Origin of the sequence: Pantoea phosphatilytica, assembly GCF_051025615.1 — a bacterium.
Lineage (GTDB): Bacteria > Pseudomonadota > Gammaproteobacteria > Enterobacterales > Enterobacteriaceae > Pantoea.
Window position 1 is genome coordinate 326,413 of record NZ_JBPFDF010000004.1, and the last position, 24,482, is coordinate 350,894.

The 24,482-nt window shown below is 58.0% G+C and carries 14 protein-coding genes and 5 pseudogenes; 16 read left to right on the forward strand and 3 right to left on the reverse strand.

Annotated features, from left to right (window positions below; translation table 11 throughout):
- The first annotated feature begins 335 nt into the window (after positions 1 to 335).
- From ACR6AS_RS16495 to ACR6AS_RS16550, 12 genes and pseudogenes are all read left to right on the forward strand, one after another.
- The gene (locus tag ACR6AS_RS16495) at positions 336 to 1,898 is read left to right on the forward strand and encodes a pyridoxal phosphate-dependent decarboxylase family protein (protein ID WP_434163084.1); all 1,563 of its coding nucleotides are present in this window, start codon (positions 336 to 338) and stop codon (positions 1,896 to 1,898) included.
- A 1-nt stretch (position 1,899) separates the two neighbouring features.
- Entirely contained in the window at positions 1,900 to 3,192 is a 1,293-nt protein-coding gene (locus tag ACR6AS_RS16500) for a lysine N(6)-hydroxylase/L-ornithine N(5)-oxygenase family protein (RefSeq protein WP_434163086.1), read from the forward strand.
- A gap of 1 nt (position 3,193) precedes the next feature.
- The gene (locus ACR6AS_RS16505) at positions 3,194 to 5,548 is read left to right on the forward strand and encodes a GNAT family N-acetyltransferase (protein ID WP_434163087.1); all 2,355 of its coding nucleotides are present in this window, start codon (positions 3,194 to 3,196) and stop codon (positions 5,546 to 5,548) included.
- Between the two features lie 77 nt (positions 5,549 to 5,625).
- Positions 5,626 to 6,855, forward strand: a complete 1,230-nt coding sequence (locus ACR6AS_RS16510; protein ID WP_418798658.1) for an MFS transporter — start codon at positions 5,626 to 5,628, stop codon at positions 6,853 to 6,855.
- 213 nt (positions 6,856 to 7,068) lie between these two features.
- Positions 7,069 to 8,703 carry a TIGR04028 family ABC transporter substrate-binding protein gene (locus ACR6AS_RS16515; RefSeq protein ID WP_434163089.1) on the forward strand — a complete coding sequence of 545 codons (1,635 nt, stop codon included), beginning with the start codon at positions 7,069 to 7,071 and terminating at the stop codon, positions 8,701 to 8,703.
- Positions 8,704 to 8,715: 12 nt separating this feature from the next.
- Positions 8,716 to 9,657 carry an ABC transporter permease gene (locus ACR6AS_RS16520; protein WP_111138381.1) on the forward strand — a complete coding sequence of 314 codons (942 nt, stop codon included), beginning with the start codon at positions 8,716 to 8,718 and terminating at the stop codon, positions 9,655 to 9,657.
- The gene (locus ACR6AS_RS16525; RefSeq protein WP_418803761.1) at positions 9,654 to 10,505 is read left to right on the forward strand and encodes an ABC transporter permease; all 852 of its coding nucleotides are present in this window, start codon (positions 9,654 to 9,656) and stop codon (positions 10,503 to 10,505) included. Before ACR6AS_RS16520 ends, ACR6AS_RS16525 begins: the two co-directional genes overlap by 4 nt.
- A complete protein-coding gene (locus tag ACR6AS_RS16530; RefSeq protein WP_111138379.1) occupies positions 10,502 to 12,121 on the forward strand; it encodes a dipeptide ABC transporter ATP-binding protein in 1,620 nt (539 codons plus the stop codon). Before ACR6AS_RS16525 ends, ACR6AS_RS16530 begins: the two co-directional genes overlap by 4 nt.
- A complete protein-coding gene (locus tag ACR6AS_RS16535; RefSeq protein WP_418803763.1) occupies positions 12,118 to 13,125 on the forward strand; it encodes a putative FMN-dependent luciferase-like monooxygenase in 1,008 nt (335 codons plus the stop codon). Before ACR6AS_RS16530 ends, ACR6AS_RS16535 begins: the two co-directional genes overlap by 4 nt.
- The gene (locus ACR6AS_RS16540) at positions 13,122 to 14,213 is read left to right on the forward strand and encodes an alkylhydroperoxidase domain protein (RefSeq protein WP_434163092.1); all 1,092 of its coding nucleotides are present in this window, start codon (positions 13,122 to 13,124) and stop codon (positions 14,211 to 14,213) included. The genes ACR6AS_RS16535 and ACR6AS_RS16540 overlap by 4 nt, the downstream gene beginning before the upstream one ends.
- An 11-nt stretch (positions 14,214 to 14,224) precedes the next feature.
- A complete protein-coding gene (locus tag ACR6AS_RS16545; protein ID WP_434163197.1) occupies positions 14,225 to 15,364 on the forward strand; it encodes an amidohydrolase in 1,140 nt (379 codons plus the stop codon).
- A gap of 20 nt (positions 15,365 to 15,384) precedes the next feature.
- Positions 15,385 to 16,231: pseudogene (locus ACR6AS_RS16550) on the forward strand (VOC family protein).
- Between the two features lie 104 nt (positions 16,232 to 16,335).
- Here ACR6AS_RS16550 and ACR6AS_RS16555 read toward each other — a convergent pair.
- Positions 16,336 to 16,734: pseudogene (locus ACR6AS_RS16555) on the reverse strand (helix-turn-helix domain-containing protein).
- Between ACR6AS_RS16555 and ACR6AS_RS16560 the strand changes: the two are divergent.
- From ACR6AS_RS16560 to ACR6AS_RS16570, 3 pseudogenes are all read left to right on the forward strand, one after another.
- Positions 16,723 to 17,057 (forward strand): annotated as a pseudogene (locus tag ACR6AS_RS16560) (recombinase family protein); the annotation flags it as partial. The pseudogenes ACR6AS_RS16555 and ACR6AS_RS16560 overlap by 12 nt on opposite strands.
- Before the next feature lie 79 nt (positions 17,058 to 17,136).
- Positions 17,137 to 19,012, forward strand: a pseudogene (locus ACR6AS_RS16565) (type VI secretion system family protein).
- Positions 19,003 to 19,662: pseudogene (locus ACR6AS_RS16570) on the forward strand (DUF2931 family protein). Before ACR6AS_RS16565 ends, ACR6AS_RS16570 begins: the two co-directional pseudogenes overlap by 10 nt.
- Positions 19,663 to 19,768: 106 nt before the next feature.
- Here ACR6AS_RS16570 and fhuE read toward each other — a convergent pair.
- On the reverse strand, positions 19,769 to 21,982 hold the full coding sequence (gene fhuE / locus ACR6AS_RS16575; protein ID WP_434163095.1) for a ferric-rhodotorulic acid/ferric-coprogen receptor FhuE: 2,214 nt from the start codon (positions 21,980 to 21,982) through the stop codon (positions 19,769 to 19,771).
- A gap of 449 nt (positions 21,983 to 22,431) precedes the next feature.
- On the opposite strand from fhuE, the gene pagP reads away from it, so the two are divergent.
- Positions 22,432 to 23,004 (forward strand): lipid IV(A) palmitoyltransferase PagP, encoded by a 573-nt coding sequence (gene pagP / locus ACR6AS_RS16580; protein ID WP_293772295.1) that lies wholly within the window; start codon positions 22,432 to 22,434, stop codon positions 23,002 to 23,004.
- 20 nt (positions 23,005 to 23,024) lie between these two features.
- On the opposite strand, the gene ACR6AS_RS16585 is transcribed toward pagP, so the two are convergent.
- A complete protein-coding gene (locus ACR6AS_RS16585) occupies positions 23,025 to 24,131 on the reverse strand; it encodes a tyrosine-type recombinase/integrase (protein ID WP_434163098.1) in 1,107 nt (368 codons plus the stop codon).
- Positions 24,132 to 24,482 lie beyond the last annotated feature (351 nt).

The following is a 24,482-nucleotide window of genomic DNA, read 5'->3' on the forward strand; positions in this document are numbered from 1 at the left end:
CCCCCCTAAAAAAGGACGATTCCGAATCAAAACTGTGATCAAAATCACATTTCCGACATAAGAGCAGCTAATAAATAAAATTTCACAATAAAACAATTGAATGCAAATGATTAACATTTACAATCTCATCCGCATATAACAAAGCGTTTAACGCTGATTAGTCCACAAATAATCTGTGGCATTGTCTCTTTTTAAGGTGAAAACACTCTGCCAGCCGATGGCCGGGTTTTTGTCTGGTTAGTTAGTTTTATGTTTACTGGAGTTGTTGAGCGGACATCCGGCGCTGCTGATTTTATGTCAGCAGGGTATCAGGTATTCACGCACAGGAACTGAACATGCTTTTACGCTCATCCACCCAGGCGGCACGGGAACCCGCGCCTGCCACGATTGCCAGCACGGCTGACACCGCCATTTTTAACGATCAGCAACTGGCAGCCTGGTCGCAGCAGACTCAGGAGGTGCTGGCGCTGATGACCCGCACCGTCACCGGCGTAGAGAAACCCTTCAGCGGCATCCTGCCCCACGAGCTGGCGGCCGAGTTCAGCGGCGTCGATCTGGATCGCCCGCTGGGCAACAACGAGGCGGCGCTGGCGGAGCTGAGCCAGCTCTATCTGCGCGACGCCGTCTGGTTCCACCATCCCAAATATCTGGCTCATCTGAACTGCCCGGTCGTGCTGCCCTCTCTGATGGCCGAGCAGATCATGGCCGCCGTCAACAGCTCGGTCGATACCTGGGATCAGAGTGCCGGTGGCACGCTGATTGAGCAGAAGGTGATCGACTGGACGCTGGGCCGCATCGGGCTGCCTGACGGATCGGACGGGATCTTCACCAGTGGTGGCACCCAGTCCAACCTCATGGCCATGCTGCTGGCGCGTGACAGCTGGTGTGCAGCGCATCATCCTGGTCATCTGATCAAGCAGCGTGGCCTGCCGGAGACCGCGCCCAGATGGCGGGTTTTTACCTCCAAACTCAGTCACTTCAGTATCCAGAAATCGATGGCGATACTCGGCCTGGGCTATGACGCGGTGATCGCCGTGGATCACGACGAACACTACCGTATGGATGTGGCTTCGCTGGAACAGGAGATTGCGCGCTGCCGCAGCGAGGGGCTGATCCCGATTGCCGTCGTCGCCACCAGCGGCACCACCGACTTTGGCAGCATCGATCCGCTGCCGGAAATCGCCCGCCTCTGCGAAGAGTCTGGCCTGTGGATGCACGTTGACGCCGCTTACGGTTGCGGGCTGCTGGTCTCTGAGAAGCACCGCTCGCGCCTTAACGGTATCGAACGGGCGGATTCGGTCACTGTCGATTATCACAAATCGTTCTTCCAGACCGTCAGCTGCGGCGCTTTCTTCGTCCGTGACAGCCAGAATCTGAAGCATGTCACCCACCATGCGGATTACCTGAACCCGCTGAGCGCTCAGCAGGAAGGTACGCCTAACCTGGTCAATAAAAGCATTCAGACCACCCGCCGCTTCGACGCGCTGAAAATGTGGCTGACCCTGCGCGTGATGGGACCGGCAGCCCTGGGTGACGCCTTCGATTCCCTGATCACGCTGACCGAGTCTGCCCATGCGCTGTTAAGTGCGCATCCTGCCATCGAAGTGCTGCACGCTCCGGAGCTGACCACCCAGATTTTCCGCTTCGTTCCGGGCAAACAGACCAGCGATGCGAAGATCGATGAGATTAACGCCGCCATCCGTAAAGCGCTGTTCCGCGCCGGCAATGCGGTGGTGGCCGGTACCCGGGTTGACGGACGCCAGTATCTGAAATTCACGCTGCTGAACCCCACCACGACAGTTGCGGATATCGAAGATGTGCTGAGCCTGATCACACATTACGGCCGGGAACAGGTGCGTGCCTCTGCACTGAGCGCGGTCAATCAGGGAGCGAACTGAAATGGATAAGCCTGTTTACGATTTTATTGGCGTCGGTATCGGCCCGTTTAACCTGAGCCTGGCCTGCCTGAGTGAGCCGGTCGAGGGGCTGAAGGGTCTTTTCCTGGATCAGAATCCGGGATTCGACTGGCACACCGGGATGATGCTGGAAAGCGCCCACCTGCAGACGCCGTTTATGGCCGATCTGGTGACGCTCGCCGATCCCACCAGTCCTTATAGCCTGCTCAACTACATGAAGGAGAAGGGAAAACTTTACTCTTTTTATATCCGCGAAGATTTCTTCCTGATGCGCAAAGAGTATAACCAGTACTGTCAGTGGGCCAGTTCGCGGCTCTCCAGTCTGCGCTGGAACAGTCATGTGGATTATGTCAGCTACGATGAGGCCGCAGGCCTCTATCAGGTGCAGGTCACCGACACCCGCAGCGGGAAGAAACAGCGCTATCTGACGCGTCACCTGATCCTCGGCACCGGCCCGGTGGCCTGGATGCCCGAGTGCAGTCAGCCGCACCGCCAGCGCCTGACCCACTCCAGCCACTACCTGGCGCATAAAGCTGAACTGCAGCAGAAGCGGTCGATCACCGTGCTGGGCAGCGGCCAGAGCGCGGCCGAGATCTATTACGATCTGCTGACCGACATCGACCGCTTTGGCTATCAGCTCAACTGGATCACCCGCGCGCCGCGTTTCTATCCGCTGGAGTACACCAAGCTGACGCTGGAGATGACCTCGCCGGAGTGGGTCGACTATTTCCATGCCCTGCCCGCCCACACCCGCGATGCGCTGAATGCCCGTCACAAGAATCTCTACAAAGGCATTAACAGCAGTCTGATCAACGACATCTACGATCTGATGTACGTCAAACAGCTCGACGGTAACCTGAACGTCAATCTCTTTACCCATTCGGCCCTGACCGCGATGCGCTGGCTGCCGCAGGGGGAATTTGAGCTGACACTTCATCAGGAGGAGCAGGCGTGCACCTATACCCGGCGCACGGAGGGGCTGGTGATGGCGACCGGCTATCACTATCAGCCGCCGATGTTTTTAGAGGGCATCTCGTCGCGCCTGCGCTGGGATGACAAGGGGCGCTACGACGTGCAGCGTAACTACAGCATCGACCATCACAACCAGATCTTTGTGCAGAACGCCGAGCTGCACACCCACGGATTTGTCACCCCGGATCTGGGCATGGCCTGCTATCGCAACTCCGTGCTATTGCGCGAACTGACCGGACGCGAGGTTTACCCCATTGAGCGTCAGATCGCTTTCCAGACTTTCCCGGCTAAAACGGAGCGCTGAGATGAACACACCACCGCTGTTTACCGCTGACCGCCCTGCCGGCCGGTTTACCCTGAGACCGATGCGTGAGAGCGATGCGCCCCTGATCCATAGCTGGGTCACCCGCGACTATGCCCGGTTCTGGGGAATGCAGTCACACAGTCTGGCGCAGGTTGCCGGGTTCTATCAGACGCTGACCGCCGCCGATCCTCATGCGGCGCTGATCGGCTGCTGCAACGACCAGCCGGTCTGTCTGATTGAGTGCTATCGCGCCGCTGACGACGAGATCGGCAAGTTCTATCCGGCCGCGCCTGATGATTATGGCATGCATATCCTGATAGCCCCTGCCAGCCAGCCGATTAAAGCCTTCAGCTGGCAGGTCTTCACGCTGGTCATGGACTACCTGTTCAGCCGCCCGGAGGTGAACCGCGTCGTCGTGGAGCCGGACGTGCGCAATGAGAAGATCCACGTCCTGAACCGGCGAGCCGGGTTCCGCTATCAGCACACCCTGGACCTGGGTCATAAAACCGCCTGGCTGGCCTTCTGCCAGCGGGAAGATTATCAACACGCGTTACTGCAGGAGTCGCAGACTATGGAAACCCCCGCTTCACTGACCGACGGCACCCATCTGATCGGCGAACACTGGACCCAGGCGAACCGCATGCTGATCCGCAAAGCGATTGCCGAGTTCGCCCATGAAAAAATTATCGCGCCACAGACCACGGGCGACGATGCGTATCAGCTGACGGTGCCGGGCGGTGAAGCCAGCTATCATTTCCGCGCCGCACGGCTGGCGCTGGATCACTGGGAGATTGACGCGGAATCGCTGCGCAAACAGGAGAACGGGCGCGCGCTGCCGCTGGATGCACTGCAGTTTATCGTTGAGTTCAACGCGGAGATTGGTATTCCGCAGCCGCTGCTGGCGACCTACATGGAGGAGATCAGCAGCACCCTGTGCAGCAGCGTTTATAAGCGTCAGAAACGTAATCCTGACAGCCAGGCGCTGGTCTCTGCCGATTTCCAGACGGTGGAAGCGGCGATGACCGAAGGACACCCCTGCTTTGTCGCCAATAACGGACGTATTGGCTTTGATGCCCGTGACTATCTGGCCTTTGCGCCGGAAGCCGCCGCGCCGGTTCACCTTATCTGGGTCGCCGTTCATCGCCGCAACGCCCACTTCGCCAGCCTCAGCGAACTGAGCTATGAGCAGCTGATGCGCGACGAACTGGGTGACAGCACGCTGAACGCGTTTACCGCGCAGTTAACCGAAAAAGGGCTGGCGGCCGAAGAGTATATCCTGATGCCGGTCCATCCGTGGCAGTGGAACAACAAGCTGCTGACGGTGTTTGCCGCAGACGTCGCCCGTCATGAGATCGTCTATCTCGGCTCCGGGGACGATGCGTATCAGGCGCAGCAGTCTATCCGCACTTTCTTTAACCGCAGCGCGCCATCGAAACGCTACGTCAAAACCGCCCTCTCCGTGCTCAACATGGGCTTTATGCGCGGCCTGTCGCCCTACTATATGGCGACCACTCCGGCCATTAATGGCTGGCTGGCCGCGCTGGTCGCCGGGGATGCGTGGCTGAAACGCTGCGATTTTCGCATCCTGCGGGAGGTGGCGGCGGTGGGTTATCACAATCGCGCTTACGAACAGGCGATCAAAGGAGACTCCGCCTATAAAAAGATGTTTGCTGCACTCTGGCGGGATAATCCGGCTGCCAGCCTGCAGCCGGGTCAGCGCCTGATGACCATGGCGGCATTCCTGCACGTCGATCAGCAGCAGCAGCCTCTGCTGCCCGCGCTGATCGCGGACTCCGGTCTCTCTGCCAGAGCGTGGATCGACCGCTATCTGACCTGCTATCTCAGCCCGCTGCTGCACTGCTTCTATCAGCATGATCTGGTGTTTATGCCGCACGGCGAAAACCTGATTATGCTGCTGGAGAATAACGTCCCGGTGGCGGCTTATATGAAGGATATTGGCGAGGAGATCGCCGTGATGAACCCGGACGCGGTACTGCCGGAGGGCGTGCAGCGTCTGGCGGTGGATGTGCCGGACGAGCTTAAGCTCCTGTCGATCTTCACCGATGTCTTTGACTGCATCTTCCGCTTTATCAGCGCGATCCTGCATCAGTCGCAGACGCTGCCGGAAGAGGCGTTCTGGCAGGCGGTGGCGCAGTGCGTGAAGGATTACCAGAGTGCGCACCCGGAACATGCCACGAAGTTTGCGCGCTATGACATGTTCGCACCGGCGTTTACCCGCTCCTGCCTGAACCGTCTTCAGCTGGCAAATAATCAGCAGATGATCAACCTCGCCGATCCGGCTGAGAATCTGAAGTTTGCCGGAACACTGGATAACCCGATTGCCCGCTGGCGTTAATCGTTACACTGTCACACTTACTCCGTGCGGCCACCTTGCTGGCCGCACGTTCTGTGGTTATTTCTCAGGTATTCATCATGACTTCCTTTCAACCGATCGCCCGGCTGACACGGCGACATCTGATCTTTCCGCTGTCGCTGGTGCTGTTCGAGTTTGCCACCTATATCGCCCATGACATGATCCAGCCGGGTATGCTGCTGGTGACCCAGGAGTTTAAGGTCGGGCCGGAGTGGGTTTCCGCCTCGCTGACCGCCTATCTGATGGGGGGCATTCTGCTGCAGTGGCTGCTCGGCCCGCTCTCGGATCGGGTTGGCCGCCGTCCTGTTCTGCTCAGTGGTGTGGCCTTTTTTATGTTCTCCTGCATCGCGACTCACTGGGTCACCTCGATTGAGCAGTTTATTCTGCTGCGTTTTCTCCAGGGTGTCAGCCTCTGCTTTATTGGCGCGGTGGGGTACGCGGCGATACAGGAGGCATTCGTCGAATCACTCAGCATCAGAATAATGGCGCTGATGGCGAATGTCGCCCTGCTGGCGCCGCTCGCCGGTCCGCTGGCGGGCGCGGCGTTTCTGACCGTGGGTGAGTGGCGCACGCTGTTCTGGCTGACGGGCGCCGTCGCAGCGCTGGCGCTGGCCGGCTTGTGGTACGCGATGCCGGAAACGTCGGGCGATCGAAAAAAACCGCTGTCGCTGGGGTCGATTATCAGCGGTTATGGCGCGCTGCTGAAAGATCGCCAGGTGATGCGCGGGTCGTTCGCTATCGGACTGGTCACCGTGCCCTGCATCGCCTGGGTGGCGTTATCCCCCGTGATATTAATGCACGGCGCGCAACTCAGCCGTATCGACTATGCGCTGCTGCAGTTGCCGGTTTTTGCCGCCATGATTGCGGGTAACCTGACGCTGGGACGCTTATCCAGCCGTCTGTCGATTGAACAGCCGATCAGGATCGGGGCCTGGCCGGTGGTCTGCGGGCTGATCGTCGCGGCAACCGCCACCGTGCTGAATGCGCAGAACTATCTGTGGCTCACCGCGGGCGTGAGTCTTTACGGCTTCGGCACCGGACTGGTCAATGCCGGACTTTACCGCATGACGCTTTTTTCCAGCCATGCCGGAAAAGGCAGCGTAGCCGCGATGGTGGGCATGGTGACGATTCTGATCATCGCGCTCGGCATTGAGGCCGCCAAAACGGCCTGGTTCAGTTACGGCAGCGGAGGGTTCAGCCTGGTGAACCTGATCTGCGGTCTGCTGTGGCTGGGTCTGGTCAGCGCGTTTCTGCGCGCCGGTCAGCGCAGATTATGCGCCGAATCCTGATCCCTCTGCAGTCAGACCGTCATTAAATAAACCCTACGGAATGGCAGACACTTATTTGCCATTCCGCCTGTTACTTCTCCCGCATTAATTCCCCGCCAGGCCCGCATTGATTAATTTCAGATAAGCTTTGACCAAATCATTACTTTATCTGTGTGTTGCGTCATTCGATGATGATTCCGCCTGCTGAGGCAATTGATAACAAAGGAATTCACCATGAAGACGTTATTTCACGTTAAACCACGCACGCAGAGGCTGGTTTTTACTTTACTTGCCGGGACACTCTCTTTTCATGTGCTGGCCGCGCCGGTTAAAGGCGGCACGCTGATTTATCTTGAGCAGCAGGCACATACCAATCTTTATCCACCCGCCGGGGGGTTTTATCCGAATGGCGGCATCCTCAATCAGATCACCGATAAATTAACCTGGCAGAATCCTGAAACGCTGCAGGTTGAACCCTGGATTGCGGAAAGCTGGACCACCAATGCAGATAAAACCGAATACACCTTTAAATTACGGCCGGGCGTTACCTTTTCAGATGGCTCGCCGCTAGATGCGAATGCGGTTGCTAAAAACTTCGATACCTATGGCCTGGGAAATAAGGCGCTACGTCTGCCGGTATCAGAGGTCATTAATAATTACGAACGCAGCGAAGTGATCGATCCGCTGACGGTGAAGTTCTATTTTAAAAAACCTTCGCCCGGATTTTTACAGGGAACCGCCACTATCGGATCCGGTCTGGTTTCGCTGAGTACGCTGGCACGCAGTTTCGATCAACTCGGCGATGCACGACATATCATCGGCTCCGGCCCCTTTGTGGTCAGCGATGAGAAACTGGGCCGGGAGGTGGATCTGGTCGCCCGCAAAGCGTATCAGTGGGGACCAAAGAATATTCAGCAGCAGGGCCCGGCTAATCTCGACGGCATCAAAGTGATTGTGACGCCGGAAGACAGCGTGCGCATCGGTGCGCTGCTGGCGGGTCAGGCGGGGCTGATCCGTCAGGTGCAGGCGTATGATGAGAAACAGGCCAGAGATCAGGCGTATCCGGTCTATGCCGCCCCTACCCGTGGCGTAAACGACAGCTTGAGTTTCCGTCCCGATAATCCGCTGGTCAGTGATATCCGCGTTCGACAGGCTCTGCTGCACGCCACCAACGCGAAGCAGGTGGTTGAGACCCTCTTCTCACCCAACTATCCACAGGCGACCTCTGTGGTGGCCACGACGGCCGCGGGATACGTCAATCTGTCGGATAAGCTCACGTTTGACCTCACCCGAGCCAGAGCTTTGCTGGATGAGGCGGGCTGGCAGCCCGGCCCAGATGGCATCCGGCAGAAAGCGGGACAGCGGCTGGCCCTGACCGTCTACGAATCCCTGCCACAGCCGCAGAACAAAGAGGTCCTGCAGCTGGTGGCGCAGCAGTGGCGGCAGGCAGGTGTCCTGCTCACTGTCAAAGCTGGCGATGCGGGTAGCAAAACGCTGGATAACCTCGATCCGCTTAAAACGCCGCTGAACGTGACGGAAGTCGGTCGCGCCGATCCGGATGTCATCAAAAGCAGCTTCTATCCTGCCAACCGTGACAACCTCCTGCAGAAAGGCGGATCCAGCGACAAAGTGAAAAACTTCCGTGATGAGAGGCTGAATCAGCTGCTGGTCGCCATCTCTGCGGAGGTCGATCCAGCGAAACGACTTAAGCTGACGGGCGATGTTCAGCGCTATCTGCTGGACCAGGCCTACGTCATCCCCATCTTTGAAGAGCCGCAGGTCTATGCTGGCGCGCCCTGGCTGAAAGGGGTCCGTTTTGAAGCCGTGGGTCGTCCGGCGCTCTACGGCGCCTGGCTGGAAAAACCCTAACCGGAGCAGAGAATGCGTCATTATCTCTTACAGCGTGCGGGCCTCGGTGTGCTGGTGTTATGGGCTGCGTTCAGCCTGTCATTTGTGCTGCTGCAGGTGCTGCCCGGCGATGCCGTCCTGATCAAGTTCCAGAATCCCGATCTCGGCCTGAGCCCGCAGCAGATCGCGGAGATGCGTCAGGCCTACGGCGCGGACAGCCCGCTGTGGCAGCAATATCTGCATACGCTGCTGGCGATGCTGCGCGGCGATTTTGGTTACTCCGTTCAGGCGGGGGTGCCGGTCAGCGAACTGCTGAGCAGCAACCTGCCCGGTACGCTGCGTCTGGCGCTGTGCGGCTTTACGCTGGCGACGCTGCTGGCTTTCGTGCTGGCGGCATTGTCGCGACTGCCGGCCCTGCGTGGCGTGCGCAATCTGGTGCAGTCTCTGCCCGCGCTGTTTATTTCCGTTCCGACCTTCTGGCTCGGCATCGCCCTGATCCAGTTTTTCTCTTTTCAACTGCGCTGGATCCCGGTGATCAACCCGTCGCCCTGGCAGGGGCTGATCCTGCCGATTATGACCGTGGCAGTGCCGATCTCTGCACCGCTCGCACAGATTCTGCTGCGCAGCATTGATGAGGTTTCGACCCGGCCTTTTGTGGCGGTGGTGCGCGCCAAAGGGGCAGGCGAAAACTATGTTCTGTGGCGGCACATCCTGCGCAACGCCATGCTGCCGGTGCTTACGGTTGCGGGGCTGCTGCTGGGTGAACTGATTGCCGGCGCGCTGATTACCGAAACAGTATTCGGACTGGGCGGGCTGGGACAGCTCACCCAGCAGGCGGTCAACAATCAGGATGTGGCGGTGCTACAGGCGGTGGTGATGATCGCCGCGCTGGGCTTTGTGGTCATTAACCTGCTGGTCGATCTGCTGATGCCGCTGTTTGACCCGCGCATTCAGCTGACAGGAGGTGCTGTATGAGTCTGGTGGATTACGCCGCCGCCCGTCGCCCCGCGACGCCGGGAAAACGCAGCGTCCGGTTCGCTCCCGGTCTCTGGCTGGCCATCCTCATTCTGCTGCTGGCCCTGCTGGCGGCCCTGTTTCCTGCGCTGCTGACGCACTCCAGTCCGACAGACGGGATTGCAGGCGCCCAGCGACTCGCCCCACAGGCGGGGCACTGGCTGGGCACCGATCAGCTGGGGCGCGATCTCTATGCCCGTATTGTCTATGGCGCATCGCATTCGCTTTCCGCTGCGCTGATGGCGGTCACGATTGGACTGCTGGCGGGCACCACGCTGGGGATTGTCGCAGGTGCCCTCGGCGGCCGATCAGAATCCGTCATCATGCGTGGTGTGGATGTGCTGCTGGCGATCCCCTCGCTGCTGCTCTCGCTGAGTCTGCTGATTTTGCTTGGCTTCGGCACACTCAATGCGGCCCTGGCGGTGGGGGTGGCTTCTATCGCCAGTTTTGCCCGCCTGGCGCGTGCCGAAGTCGTGCGGATCCGCCACAGTGATTATATCGAGGCGGCGTACGGCAGCGGCGGTCGCTTTTTCAGCGTGCTCTGGCGTCATATCCTGCCCAATGCGCTGACACCGGTGATCGCCTACGCTGCCCTGCAGTTTGGTCAGGCCATTCTGGCGCTGTCGACCCTGAGCTTCCTGGGCTACGGCACGCCGCCCCCGGTTCCCGAGTGGGGGCTCTTAATCGCCGAAGGGCGTAACTATCTGGCTACCGCCTGGTGGCTGACCACCATTCCGGGCGTGGTTGTGGTGGCCGTCGTGCTCGCCGCCAATCGCATCAGCCAGCAACTTTCAGGAGGACGCCGATGAGTACTCAGCCTTTACTGGCCGTCAGCGATCTGACACTCAGCTATCGCAGTGGCAACCGGTGGCAGCCGGTCGTCCATAACGTCAGTTTTGAACTGCACGCCGGAGAGATGGTGGCGCTGGTCGGTGAATCCGGTTCCGGCAAAACCACCACTGCGCAGGCGATTCTGGGCCTGATGGCGGAGAATGGCCGCCGCGAACAGGGGGCAATCCGGCTCAACGGCGTGGATATCAGTCAGTGGTCGCAGAAGCGCTTCGATAGCCTGCGCGGCGCACGTATCAGCCTTGTGCCACAGGATCCCGGCAATGCCCTGAATCCGGTGAAAACGATCGGTGAGCAGGTCGAAGAGATCCTTCGGCTGCACCTGCCTTTACCGGCCGCCCTGCGTCAGCAGCGGGTTATTGAACTGCTGACCCGCGTCGGGCTGAGTCACCCGGAACAGCGGGTAAACCAGTATCCGCATCAGCTCTCGGGCGGCATGAAACAGCGGGTGCTGATCGCCATCGCGCTCGCCCTGCAGCCAGAGATCATTATTGCTGACGAGCCGACCAGCGCCCTCGACGTGACGGTTCAGAAGCGCATTCTCGATCTGCTGGATAACCTCCGGCACGAATTCAATACGGCGGTGCTGTTTGTCACCCACGATCTGGCCTTAGCGGCTCAGCGCGCAGACCGCATTATCGTTTTCCGCCACGGCGAGATTCAGGAATCGGGGCCGGCCGCCCGGCTGATAAGTGCCGCTGCTCATCCCTATACGCGCCAGCTGCTGAACGATGCCGCTCCCCGGCGTCCTCCACGCAGCCAGCCAGTCGCGATGCCGTTCTCTTCGCCAGCCATCCGGGTAAGCGGCGTGATGAAAAGTTTTGCGCTGGGCAAACAGCAACGGTTGCAGGCGCTGAATCAGGTCAGTTTCCAAGTGGCCCGCGGCACCACGCATGCTCTGGTCGGCGAATCCGGTTCGGGTAAAACCACTCTCGCCCGCATCATTATGGGGTTTGACACGGCCGATAGTGGTGAGGTGACGCTGGATGGCATCGTCGTCAATGGATTACGGGGCGAAGCGTTACGCCAGCTGCGGCGCAAGATTCAGTTTGTTTATCAGAACCCGTTTGCCTCGCTGGACCCGCGCCAGACCCTGTTCGCCATCATCGAAGAGCCGCTGCGTAATTTCCGACGGTTAAGCCGCACGGCGCGCCGCGAGCGGGTGGAAGCGATCACCAGCCGGGTCGCGCTGCCTCTGTCTCTGCTGTCACGCCATCCCCATGAACTCTCCGGTGGCCAGCGTCAGCGGGTCGCGCTGGCGCGTGCGCTGATCTGTGAGCCGGACATTCTGGTGCTGGATGAAGCGACCTCCGCGCTCGATGTCACCGTGCAGGCGCAGATCCTCGATCTGCTGCTGCAGCTTCAGCGCGAACTGGGCCTGACCTATCTGTTTATAACACATGACCTGGCGACGGTGCGGCAGATTGCTGACAGCGTCACGGTGCTTAAAGCAGGCGAAGTGGCAGAACAGGGTGACGTTGTCACGATATTCAGTGCGCCACAGCACCCTTACACGCGTGATCTGATTGCCGCCATCCCCCTGCTCGTTCCCTTAACTCATCAGGAGTCAGCATGAGTCGACGTCTCGGATTCTTTACCCGGCTGCTGGAAAAGGTGCCGGCGAAACAGCGGTATCAGCTGGCGACTGCACAGATCCAGCATGCTGAACGGTGCGGATTTGATACCGCATGGATTGCTCAGCACCACTTTCATCAGGATGAGGGCGGTTTACCCTCCCCCTTACTCTTCCTGGCCCATGTAGCTGCGCACACCCGCACCATCCGGCTCGGCACCGCCATCATCACTCTGCCGATGGAAAATGCCCTGCGGGTAGCGGAAGACGCCGCTGTTCTCGATCTGCTGGCAGAGGGGCGGCTGGAGGTCGGAGTGGGTTCGGGCGGCACGCCGGAGTCGTTTCTGCCCTTTGGCCTGACTTTTGCCGGGCGCGGAGCAGCGTTTAACGACCATCTGCATACGCTGCTCAGCGCCTGGGGCGGCGATTCGCTGGGCCATCCTGACAATCATCTCTATCCCGCCGCGCCGCAGCTCGCCGGACGGGTGTGGATTGCCACTTTCTCGGTTGAAGGCGCGATCCGTGCTGCACAGGGTGGACATGGGCTGATGCTCTCGCGCACCCAGCCACGTCCCGCCGGGCAGCCCGATCTGCCGCTCGATGCGCTGCAGAATCCCCTCATCGACGCTTATCTGGCAGCCCTGCCGCCGGGAACGGCGCCACGCATACTCGCCTCACGAACCGCCTTTGTCGCCGATTCGGACGCCTATGCGCGTCAGATAGCAGAACCCGGCATTCGCAGACAGGCCTCACAGTACCGGGGCGAACTGCGCGGCGAACGCTTCGACGATTTGCTGGCGCAATTTGATGCCCACGTCGGCGATGCCGGGCGGGTGAAAGCGTCGCTGGCGCGGGACAGCGTGCTGGCGCGCGTCACCGACATCTCATTTCAGGTGCATTCGGTCGAGCCGTCGCACGCCGATACGCTGCGCTCAATTGAGCTGATTGCCGAACATCTTGCGCCCGCGCTCCGTGGCTCAGGCGAACTTAACAGGAGAATTTCATGAGTCAACCCGACGATTTAATCGCGCAGCTGGCGGATATCGATCCCGATTCCGACCTGGCGCACGCCCGCCAGACACGTCACGCCGCTACGCTTCATGCCCAGGGCAGCTACAACCTGCTGTTTGACCTGGGCGATGACGATTTCCCCCTGAGCGGGCGCCATTATCTTGCCGCACTGGTGGCTGGCTGGCATGCGCAGCCCGGCCTGCAGGCACATTATCAGCAACAGGCATCGGTCAGACAGCCTGAACGGATCGTAGCGGCGGAGGCCTTTGCCTGTCGTCTCAGCGTGGAGCCGGTTGCGGCAACGCCTGCCGATCTTCAGACCCTGAAGGCGGCGGGCTGGAGCCTGCGCGGTATTGTCACGCTGGCGCAACTGGTGGCGTTCGTCAGCTTCCAGAGCCGCTTACTGGCGGGGCTGCACAGCTTACAGGGCAAGCATGGACACGATGAGGCGACGCCTGTCGTGGCCGGACCCTGGCACCAGACCACACGCACCGCCAGCGGTAAAACGGCACTGACCGCGTTTACGCAACAGGAGCTCGGCTGGGAACCCTGGCTGCCTGCAAAACCGCTGGCGGAGTTCAGCGAGGCGGAACAGGCCACGCTGGCAAAATTCGGCCACACACATTCGGACTATTTTCGCCTGCTGGCCCGGAATCTGCCGCTGCTGGAACAGCGGACGCTGACGGATAAAGGCATTTTCTATACCGCCGGTGGCCTGCCCCGCGCTGAGCGGGAACTGGCAGCAACCGTGGTAAGTAAAGTCAACGGCTGCATCTACTGTGCTTCCGTGCATGCCCGTAAAGCCAGCCAGCTGTCAAAACAGGATGAGGCGATTCAGAAGTTACTGAACGTCGCGCCGGGCGCGGTGCTGTCACACGGACAGAGTGACCGCTGGCAGGCCATCATCGGCTTTTCGGCTGCGCTGTCGCTGACCCCTGCGCAACCAACGCTGTCGCAGGTTAAGGCACTGCGCGAGCAGGGTCTGGACACGCTGGATCTGCTCGATCTGATTCAGTCCACCGCCTTCTTTGCCTGGGCCAACCGCCTGATGCTGACGCTGGGTGAGCCTTTTCTGCCGGAATAACAGGAATAATGATGACTTTGCCTTTAACTGAACAACTGGTGCAGTGGCGTCGCGAACTGCATCAGCACCCGGAACTCTCAAACCACGAATTTGCCACCACTGAACGTCTCACCCGCTGGCTGGAACAGGCCGGGATCCGGCTCCTGCCGCTCGGGCTGAAGACCGGCGTGGTGGCGGAAATGGGTCACGGCGAAGCCCTGATCGCGCTGCGCGCTGACATTGATGCCCTGCCGATTGAGGAGGTCACCGATCGTCCCTGGCGTTCACAGCAACCCGGCGTAATGCATGCCTGCGGTCACGACGTTCACAGCGCCGTCATGCTCGGCGTGGCGTTGCAGCTGAAACAGCAGGAGGCCAGGCTGCCGGGCCGGGTGCGGATTCTGTTTCAGCCCGCCGAAGAGACCTTTGACGGTGCCCGTCAGCTGATTGAGGCGGGCGCGCTGGAGGGGGTAAAAGCGATATTCGGCCTGCACAACGCGCCGGACCTGCCGCTGGGCACGCTGCGCAGCCGCGCGGGTGCGTTTTATGCCAACGTCGATCGCTTTGTGATCCGGGTTAACGGCAAAGGCGCGCATGCGGCGCGGCCGCAGGAGGGCATCGACTCCATCGTGATTGCCAGTCATATCGTGACCGCGCTGCAGACGCTGCCGAGCCGGGTCTTCAGCTCGCTGGAGACGGTAGTGCTGAGCGTGACGCGTTTTACCGCGGGCAATACCTGGAACGTCCTGCCGCAGAGTGTTGAGCTGGAAGGGACCGTGCGCACACACAATAGCGGGATCCGGGCGCAGATCCCCCATCGCATCCGGTCACTGATTCAGGGCATTGCCAGCGGGTTTGGCGCATCTGCGGAACTGGCGTGGACCGAAGGGCCGCCTGCACTCATCAATACGCCTCAGTGGGTGGATGTCGCGCTGGAGGTGGCCCGTGAGAGCGGCTATCACGCAGAGCATGCCGCCTCGCCACAGATGGGCGGCGAAGATTTCGCGTTCTATCTGCAGCAGGTGCCAGGGGCGTTTGTCAGTATCGGCAGCGCCAGTGAATTTGGTCTGCATCATGCCGCCTTCGATCCCGATGAAGCCTTGCTCGCGCCTGCGGTTGACTACTTCACGCAACTGGTGCCGCGTGCGCTACAGATTGTGGCGGCGCAATGACGAAAAAAAGGAGTGCCGATATGGCTGTAGCGGTTCCTCAACCGATTCTGGATCACGCTGTTATTCATGTCGCCGATCAGCTGGATAGCGCCCGCGCACGCTTCCGGCGACTCGGGTTTCAGCTCACCGAACGGGGGCATCATTCGCTGGGGTCGAGTAATCATCTGGCGGTCTTTGGTGAGAATTATCTTGGGCTGCTGGGCTATGAAGCGGGCAAGCGCGGCCAGCGTGCCGACCTCTGGCAGTCGCCGCTGGGCCTGAGCGGACTGGTATGGAAAACCCACGAAGCGGAGAGCACCTTTCTGCACCTGCAATGGCAGGATCTGGATGGCGATCCGCCCGCCACTTTCCACCGTCCGGTGACGCTGCCCGATGGAACCGAAACGGAAGCACGCTTTTCCACGGTCCGGGTTCGCGCCTCGCTGATCCCTAATGGTCGCAGCTTCTTTTGTCAGCATCTGACGCCTGAGGTGGTATGGCAGCCTGCGTGGCAGCGCCACCCCCAACGGCGTGCGTAACATCAGCGAGTTTGTCATTGTGGCTCAGGACCCGGCACTTTCCGCTCAGGTTTACAGCCATCTGTTCGGCGCGGCGAAAGTCATCGCCTGTCCCGAAGGTGCCTTTGTGTTGCGGGCCGGTGCGGCCACCGTGCGGTTTGCGTCGGCAGATTATGCGCAGCAGCGGTTTGGTCCCCTGCCGGAAGAGTATGATGGCACCGCCCGAATGGTGGCGCTGGGCTTTGAGACAGCGGGTCTGGCTCAGGTAAAGCGTGCGCTGCAGGCCGGAGAGATCGTTTTTCAGGAGCAGCCCGATGCCATCGTCGTGGAGGCGGGCCAGGGCTTTAATCTGGCGCTGCGTTTTACCTGAACGTCAGTGAGGGAACAAAAAAACGCCTCAGCTGAGGCGTTTTACAGGAAGATCGGTACAGATAAAGCCCGGAGCATCACCTTAAACGACGCTGGCCGTCCGCATTAAAAAAACAGCGACGGCGACAGGCCGAATCGGGCGCATAACGCCCGTATATGGGCCACCGTCAACTGACGCTCGCCGCTCAGGATTCTGCTCACCAGTGATTTTTTGCCAATTTCGTTTTCGAAGTCACTCAACCGGAGGTTGTGCTGCTCAATCAGCACACGCAGCACAGCAGAGCCGCTTTCGATTTCCCTCTGACGGGCATTAAATATGGCCAGTCCGGGATCGTTATCTTCATAATCCGCAATCCGTGCACACAGCAGATCAACCAGCGGATTATCCGGCTCATGTTCAATGAGATATTCGACCCGTTCCAGTGCATCTTAATAATCCCGCTGCTGGCCGCTGCCCGCCAGTATGGGTAATGCTTCCGCGAGCTGATTTGACTGAATGTGCATAACTCATGGCAGGCACGGTCAGATAAAGACCTTTCGCAGGCTGATGAAATAACCCGCTCCGTGATAACCGCCATCACTAATATGCTTATCGACCTGATGACCGCGACTTCGCATAAGAACGGGCTGAGCTGCCGTCAGTGGCAAAAGAGGGAATTGAACGCGCACATGCGCTGGGGAGATAGCGGGTAAAACAAGCCGGTCAGGAGCGGCGCCAGAAAGTCCTGTACTACCGGCAGATCAGGAAACGCAGTATCCGGGAAACAGCAGAGGCAACGGGGTACAGCCCTTCGCAAATCTGCCGTATACAGGCGTTGTACCGGTAACCAGAAGCCGAAGATTTTGGTTAAGTCATGATTAAGGTATGATGCGCTGATTTAATAACCATTTAATTCATGAGGGATTATGGCGACGGGATTTTTTCTGTATCACCTGGATAAAACCACCTGCGGGGGACGGATCCTTTCCGGTGCGTCTGACGACACCTACGAAATCGGTGGCATTGAGCGGCAGCAGGTGCGGCAGGGTGACCCGGTTACCTGCGGCAAGCACGAGGGGCGCTTCCGCGTGTGTGGCGGCATGGGGGACACCTATGAGGTGGGCGGAGAGCTGAAAGAGTGGGCGGGTTCACTGGACAGCTACAGCTCCTGCCCGTGCCGCGCCCGGTTTATTCCGTCTGTCCAGACGCACACCTACGAAAGCGACTGCAACGCCGGACGGGTAGCCGAACGGGGGCAGGACCGCGAGGAAAAAAGCGCAGGAGTCAGAGCCTGAACAGCGTGCGCAGGCCGCGAAGAAGAAACGGGAAATCACGCTGACCATCGGCGTATTCTTTGATGGCACTGGCAACAATGCGAATAATAGCGGTGACCGTCAGGCGGCCTGTTCCGGTGAACATTACGGGATGAATGATGCTGATGCTGGATCTGCGTATTCTGAGTGCGTGCGATTAAAACGTGGCTATAGCGGTACTGCTGCAGGCAGCTATATCAGTTACTACAGCAACATACACTGGTTGAATACACTGTACAGACAGGATATCAGGCCCGATACAGGAGCCGGTCAGTACGCTATTTATATCGAAGGTATCGGTACGGAAGATGGGGCTGGAGACAGCACATACGGAATGGGAACAGGCCGGGGCGATACTGGCGTAGTGAAAAAAACCGATAAAGCAATCGCTGCACTGTCTGCCGGTATTCAGAGTTATCTCCTCCAGCATGCCAACGGCAGTTCCTGCACCATTAAAGAGTTGCAGTTTGATATTTTTGGCTTCAGCCGGGGCGCAGCGGCGGCGCGCCACTTTGCCAATCGGGTGTTCAGTCAGGATCACGCCATTATTAAGGCGATTAAGGCCGGGCTGGATGGTATTGCGTTTTCCGGGACGCCCGGAGGAAAAACCCGCTTTCTGGGGATATTCGATACCGTAGCCGCCATCGGGACACCGGTTAACGGCCTCAATCCGCACAGCGCCGATACAGGGGATGTCAATCTGGTGCTGCGTCCAGGCGTGGCAGACAAAGTGTTCCACATTACTGCGCAACACGAATGCCGCTTTAACGTCGCCCTGAACAGCGTGAAACCGGCGTGGCCGGAACTGGCTTTGCCCGGTGCGCACTCTGATATTGGCGGCGGTTATAACCCTGATGAGCATGAAACCTACTTCCTTACCCGACCGGAGTTTGAAACCGTTCCCCTTTCCACCCCCGACAAGGAAACACGGATTTACCAACAGACTTGTGCGCAGCTTACAGCAATGGACGGCTATCCGGTGATAGCACCCCTGCTGAACGCAGTGGAGGTGAATGTTGATACCTGGCATGATGACAGAATGCCAGCAGACCGTTACGGAGCGCCACAGAAACGCAGCGGTGCCGCGCTGGTTATAGACCGTCCGACGCGTAACGACTGGTCGAAAGTAGTATTGCGGGTAATGCTCGATGCGGCACAGGATGCCGGGGTGGTGTTTGACCCTATTTTACCTAAAGACGACAACCTGTCACTCCGGCCAGAACTGAACTGCCTGTGTGAAAAAGCGATTGTAATGGGCCGTGCCATAAGGAGAGGACAGTCTGCCACCGGCTTTACCACACCAGAAATTCTGATGCTGGCCGAAAAATATATTCATTGCTCAGCCAACTGGAACAGCGTGGTGAGAGACAGTCAGAGAATCATAAGCGGTGCGGTCAAACCGGCGAAGCTGGTGACGTTCACCAACCGGCCGGACGAGCGCTGGCAGCGTACGGTCTACGATATGGACGGTAACAGAATATGGAAATAATCCGTGTAACCTGTCTTCTTTCTTTATTGGCACTGACGGCCTGTCAGGGAAAATCCTGGCCCGACACCGCCACGCCAGGCAATGTACCGGCAGAGTAGACTTTTAACTTTTTCACACCGAAAGCGTTGCCAGCAGTGGTCACGTTTGCCGCTATTCTTGACGCTGATGGAAAGGATTATCGCTTTAACACGCTGAACAGTACACCCGACCTGCCCGACGTTATCGGTGAGTGGAACGACAAAGACCGTGCGCCTGGTGGCTACTGGAATCACGTTAAGCGGCCTCCCAGACATATCATTTTTTGCTGGGACTCGATTATCGATAAAAAAGTGTATGAAACTCACCTGACGATCTCTAAACCTGTACTGGAGAAAATGCTCAGGCCGAGCGAGTACAGGGATTATCGGGGAAGAACAGCGTATTACGATCGATTACAAATTGGTCTGGCTCCGGAGGGGAAAGTGGCCGTCTGGTTACAGGGAAGTGGTTCTGAACCTAATTACCGCGTCACCCCATCAGTCCTGAAAACCGTCTCAGGGGATAATTTGGGTATTTGCAAAGGCATAACGCGGTTTTCTGACGGCTATGAGTACGGAAAAGATATCGAGTATTTTATCAAAGGGAAAAAATATCCTTACGGTAGCTGGTAAGCAGTCTATTCACCCTCAGAAGGATCTTTCCAGGATCCTTCTGGGGTGTGGTGGTCAATTGTCAGCCTTAACGTACACTTTTTTCCATTTCCCAAACGAAGCCATATCAGAACGTGTAGCTGACGGTCACCGAGACATTGCGGGGTTCACCATAAACTACGGAGCTGGCCACATTGGTATCATAAGCTTTGTCGAACAGGTTGTTCAGATTGCCCTGCAGCGACAGATTTTTACTGACTTCATAGCGGGCAAACAGATCGACCAGCGCGTAGCTGCCCTGCCGCGCACGCCAGGTGCCATTCCCTTCCGGCGCGGCGATGTCGTTCCAAATATGGGTCTGCCAGCGGACGCCACCACCCAGCGTAAGCGGTTGCAGGGCAGGCAGGCGATAGCGGCTGAACAGGTTAAAACTGGTCTGCGGCAGCTGCGGATTAAACGTGCTGCCATCGCGGTTTTCCGCAAGGTAGCGCGTTCCGCCCACGGTCATCTGCCAGTTGTCGGTTACGGCACCGTTGATCTCAAACTCCACGCCACGACTCACCACTCCTTTACGGCCAATCCAGGCGGTATCACCTGAACCCTGAATCGTCTGTGTCGTCGCCTCTGCCGCATTATCCAGTTCGGTGCGGAACAGTGAAATCGAGGTGGTCAGCCGGCTGTCCAGCCAGTCAGATTTCAGCCCCGCCTCATAGTTTTTCCCGATCACCGGTGAAAGGTAGGCGCCGCTGACATCGCGATAGTCCTGTGGCTGGAAAACCGAGGTGTAGCTGGCGTAAGCAGACCAGTTTTCCGCGAAGTCGTAAATCAGTCCGCCGTATGGCGTTGTATTGTTCTGCTCCATCCCGCCGGTTGGCGTGACACGGCTCCAGCGGGTATAACGCGCACCCAGAATCAGATGCAGGGGATCGGTAAGCGACAGGCGGGTCGCCATGTAGGTCGATTTCTGGTGGACCCGCTGCGAATCGGTGGCCAGCAGACGCGGCGTCCAGTCCGATTCCGGGTAGTCGCCTTTATAGGTGTTAAAGTTGCCCAGCGAAGCCGGCGAGATATTCTCAAAGGTGCTGTAGTAGCGGTTATCCTGACGGCTGTAGCTGATTCCGGCCATCAGTTCATGCTGCCGTCCCAGCCATTCATACGGCCCGCTGGCAAAGGCATCCACCGCATCCACTTTGCGTTTACCGGTGTTGTAGCCGGTTCCGCCCACTACCGGATAGCTGGCATAGCCAGAGACCCCCGCGCCGGTATTGCGATCGAAATAGCCGTCGAGATAGAGCTGTTTGCTGTCCAGCCGCATCTCATTGTGGGTGCCGTTGAGGGTGATATTCCAGCCGTTATCGAAGTCCTGCTTCAGATTCACAAAGAGTTTACGGTTCTCTTTGTTGTTATAGGCCCAGTCAGGTGCGGTGTTGTATCCCCGGCGCGAATGAATCTGTCCGCCGTCGGTATACCAGCGTGGCGCACCGGCCCACATCGTGCCATCGGTATTCACCTGACTCAGCTCATAGCCGACAGAAAGCGTGGCTGAATCGGTCAGGTCCGCATCTGCCACGCCATAGATAAACTGTTTTCTGGCACCGTAGCGCTCAATGAAGCTGTTGTTATCCTGCCAGCCCGCGATCAGGCGTCCGCGCAGATTGCCGGATTCACTGAGCGGTGCAGCGAGATCGGCTACGTAACGCTGCTTATTCCAGCTTCCGTAGCTGGCAGAGATCGTGCCAGTGGGCGCTTTGCTGTCAGCGTGCTTACGCACCATATTGATGGCTGCGGATGGATTGCCCGGCCCGGTTAACAGGCCGGTCGCGCCACGCACTACTTCAACCCGCTCATAGAGCGCCATATCGGTCTGCGCATCGCCCAGGTTCCAGCGCGCGGCGAAGGCCGTAGGAATGCCATCGACCATATAGTTGTCGATTATAAAACCGCGGGCATAGTAACTGGTGCGATCCATATCGCTCCGGATGCCCTGAATGGCGGTGGTATTGGTCAGTACATCATTCAGCGACTGAAGTTGCTGATCGGCCATCCGTTGTTTGCTGACAATGCTGACCGACTGCGGTACATCCCGCACGGTGCCCAGCATCTTCGTACCGGCACGCGTCACCGGGACACTGTAGTCGGCTTCAGGTGACGGCGTCACGTTATCATCCGCTGCCGTGACCGTCAGCGTCTGGGTATCATCCAGTGAATCCGGACGGGCGGCGGCGTGCGCCATATTTGCCAGCGTCGAGGCGATAAGCACCGTCAGCAGTGAGACACGGCGCGGATGCGACCGAACCGGAGAAGAGCTTATCCTGGCGTTATAAAGTGAGAGAGCGTTCATTCATTCCTCAAATTTTTTTATGTTTTTATTGCAACGACTGTTATGACGGTGCTGACAGCTGACCCCGCCGCCCTGCTCTTTTACATCAACGGAAACCTTTTCCCTGGATTCCCGGTCATCCGATCAGGGGTAAGCCCTACCATTAAAGCAAATGAGAAATATACGCATTTATATTATCATTACAATGTTTTGTTAACAGTTAATCTCTTTTCTTTTCGGAGTGCGACTGAATGTTGCTAAAGACAGGGGAACGAGAAAGGGAGGATGTTTCGTTTGCTACAGTCTGAGGGCAGATAAATTATGGAACGAGGGTTTCCGCTTCGCTTAAATTCATTATAAAATCCTGTACTGGCCATCTATTGACCCGAAGTTGCCTCTCTTCGTGCAATAATGACCGCATTGGCACTTTTTTCTCTTTATTAAATACCAGATATTGCAGGGATCCATACATGCGCAGAACATCGACTCTTAAAGCGCTGATGATGACAACGACCGTTTTCAGTGTTTTTCCGGCCCACTCTGCCACCCTCGTGCAGAATGTGAGCGCAGGCTGGGAAAGCTTCAGTGACAAGGTTGCCACGACCTGGCAGCAGCCACAGGGGATAGACTTCTATTTGCCCGCGATCACCTGGCATAACCGTGCCACCTACGATCGGGAACACATTAATAAATATAATGAAAGACCCTGGGGCGCAGGTGGCGGCATCTCCCGTTATGATGAAAAAGGAAACTGGAACGGCATCTACCTGATGGCGTTTAAAGACTCCTTTAATAAATGGGAACCCTTTGGCGGATATGGCTGGGTGGCCACCTGGCGTCCACTGGCCGACCAAAATTTTCACTGGGGCGCAGGTTACACGGCGGGTGTGACTGCGCGTGATAACTGGAAATATATCCCGGTGCCAGCCATTCTGCCGCTGGCTTCAGTCGGTTATGGCGATCTTGACTTCCAGATGACCTATATTCCCGGCACCCATAATAATGGAAACGTCTATTTTGCGTGGCTGCGTTATCACTTCTGATCGGTAACCGCTGACCGGGGTCAGCGCGACATCGCCATGATGGAGAGTTCGCTGATCACCAGCGTCTCGTTATCGTAGCGATGTCGCAGCTGATGATAACTTTCACTCTCTGTAATCTGTTCAACCGCTTCTGATAAAGCATTCATGGCCTGCCGCATCTGGCTCAGATAGTCGTGGGTGTCATAAACCCGATCAATGCCCTCCAGCGCGTGATTCATAATTTTGCGGGCGACATCATTCAGTGTGTCGAGCGCAGAGAGTTTTGAACGCGCGGTACGGCGCAGGTCACGGGGAGTAAAAGCTTCAAGCCCCAGTCCGCGCGGGGCACGGATCATCCTGCGCAGCGCCTGATTCAGTGCGCCCTTTGAGAGCGGCTGCTGTGAATCACGTGGAGCGGGCACCAGCCAGGGCGAATCGGGATCGGCTGCGAGCAGCAGCGCCTCAATACACTTTTGCATCAGCGGCGATATCGGCAGCACATGTTCCCGCTGCGATTTATTGCGCGTGCCCTGCTTCCACAGGCCTGAGCGCAGATCGAACTCCGATTTCTGCGCCTGCACAATCTCATCCGGTCGCCGGGCGCTCACCAGACACAAACGCAGCGCCCAGCGCGCCTGCTCTGATAAGGCCCAGTTATCCAGACCGTGCCAGAAAACCCAGATTTCGGCGTCAGAGAGTTGCCGGCTGCGCGGCGGTGTTGTGCGACCGGCCACATCTCTTTTTTTCATCGAAGCGATGGGAGAATGATCGAGATACCCCTGCATCTCACACCAGGCAAGAAACTGTTTAGTCAGGGCAAAAACCCGGCGTGCTTCCTCCTTTTTGCCGTCGACAATCAGGATGTTATAAAGCCGGTTAAGGCGTAAGCGGTTCAGCGATTTGAGTGGCTGCGAACCGATCCCGGGCAGGACATGTTTCAGCAGCGAGGAGACGGCGATTTCGGGGCGTCGGCGGCTGACCAGCAGCGAGAGTTTTACCCAGACCTTCATCACCTGCTCTACCGTACCGTCATCGCCAAAATTATCCAGCTCACTAAGCGAAGCCGCCCTGACCTGCTCCAGCCAGATCAAAACATGGCGGCCGACATGTGCCGATCGCGCTGAGGCCGTTAATCGTTCCGTTGTCACATCCCTGCCTTCTGGTCACTGCAAAGAGGGGTATTCTAATCACTCTGTCCATGTGACTCCAGACCTATTAAGTCTGGAGTCACAATTCCGCGTTCTGGCGCAATCTGAGTATCTGGTAGCAGGATTGTGCAGGGTTGGTTCAGCGGAAAAGATGACGTGATTTACTGGTATGAGAGTTTGCAGAGCGAGACCGATAAGGGTGAATGGTTGCGCTGGCGAGGTCCGTCAGCGCATCATCGACAGACGTGAATAAACCAGGTTAATAAAACGAACTGGATGAAAATTTTGTGATGGCTGTAACAGTGCCTGCCAGGCTAAAACTAAGATTGTCTCCCTATACTGCAATGAATA

Excerpts from the sequence above, each read along its gene's own strand:
- ACR6AS_RS16495 (WP_434163084.1), top strand. The coding sequence starts at position 336 with ATGCTTTTACGCTCATCCACCCAGGCGGCACGGGAACCCGCGCCTGCC.
- ACR6AS_RS16500 (WP_434163086.1), top strand. The coding sequence starts at position 1,900 with ATGGATAAGCCTGTTTACGATTTTATTGGCGTCGGTATCGGCCCGTTT.
- ACR6AS_RS16505 (WP_434163087.1), top strand. The coding sequence starts at position 3,194 with ATGAACACACCACCGCTGTTTACCGCTGACCGCCCTGCCGGCCGGTTT.
- ACR6AS_RS16510 (WP_418798658.1), top strand. The coding sequence starts at position 5,626 with ATGACTTCCTTTCAACCGATCGCCCGGCTGACACGGCGACATCTGATC.
- ACR6AS_RS16515 (WP_434163089.1), top strand. The coding sequence starts at position 7,069 with ATGAAGACGTTATTTCACGTTAAACCACGCACGCAGAGGCTGGTTTTT.
- ACR6AS_RS16520 (WP_111138381.1), top strand. The coding sequence starts at position 8,716 with ATGCGTCATTATCTCTTACAGCGTGCGGGCCTCGGTGTGCTGGTGTTA.
- ACR6AS_RS16525 (WP_418803761.1), top strand. The coding sequence starts at position 9,654 with ATGAGTCTGGTGGATTACGCCGCCGCCCGTCGCCCCGCGACGCCGGGA.
- ACR6AS_RS16530 (WP_111138379.1), top strand. The coding sequence starts at position 10,502 with ATGAGTACTCAGCCTTTACTGGCCGTCAGCGATCTGACACTCAGCTAT.
- ACR6AS_RS16535 (WP_418803763.1), top strand. The coding sequence starts at position 12,118 with ATGAGTCGACGTCTCGGATTCTTTACCCGGCTGCTGGAAAAGGTGCCG.
- ACR6AS_RS16540 (WP_434163092.1), top strand. The coding sequence starts at position 13,122 with ATGAGTCAACCCGACGATTTAATCGCGCAGCTGGCGGATATCGATCCC.
- ACR6AS_RS16545 (WP_434163197.1), top strand. The coding sequence starts at position 14,225 with ATGACTTTGCCTTTAACTGAACAACTGGTGCAGTGGCGTCGCGAACTG.
- fhuE (WP_434163095.1), bottom strand. The coding sequence starts at position 21,982 with ATGAACGCTCTCTCACTTTATAACGCCAGGATAAGCTCTTCTCCGGTT.
- pagP (WP_293772295.1), top strand. The coding sequence starts at position 22,432 with ATGCGCAGAACATCGACTCTTAAAGCGCTGATGATGACAACGACCGTT.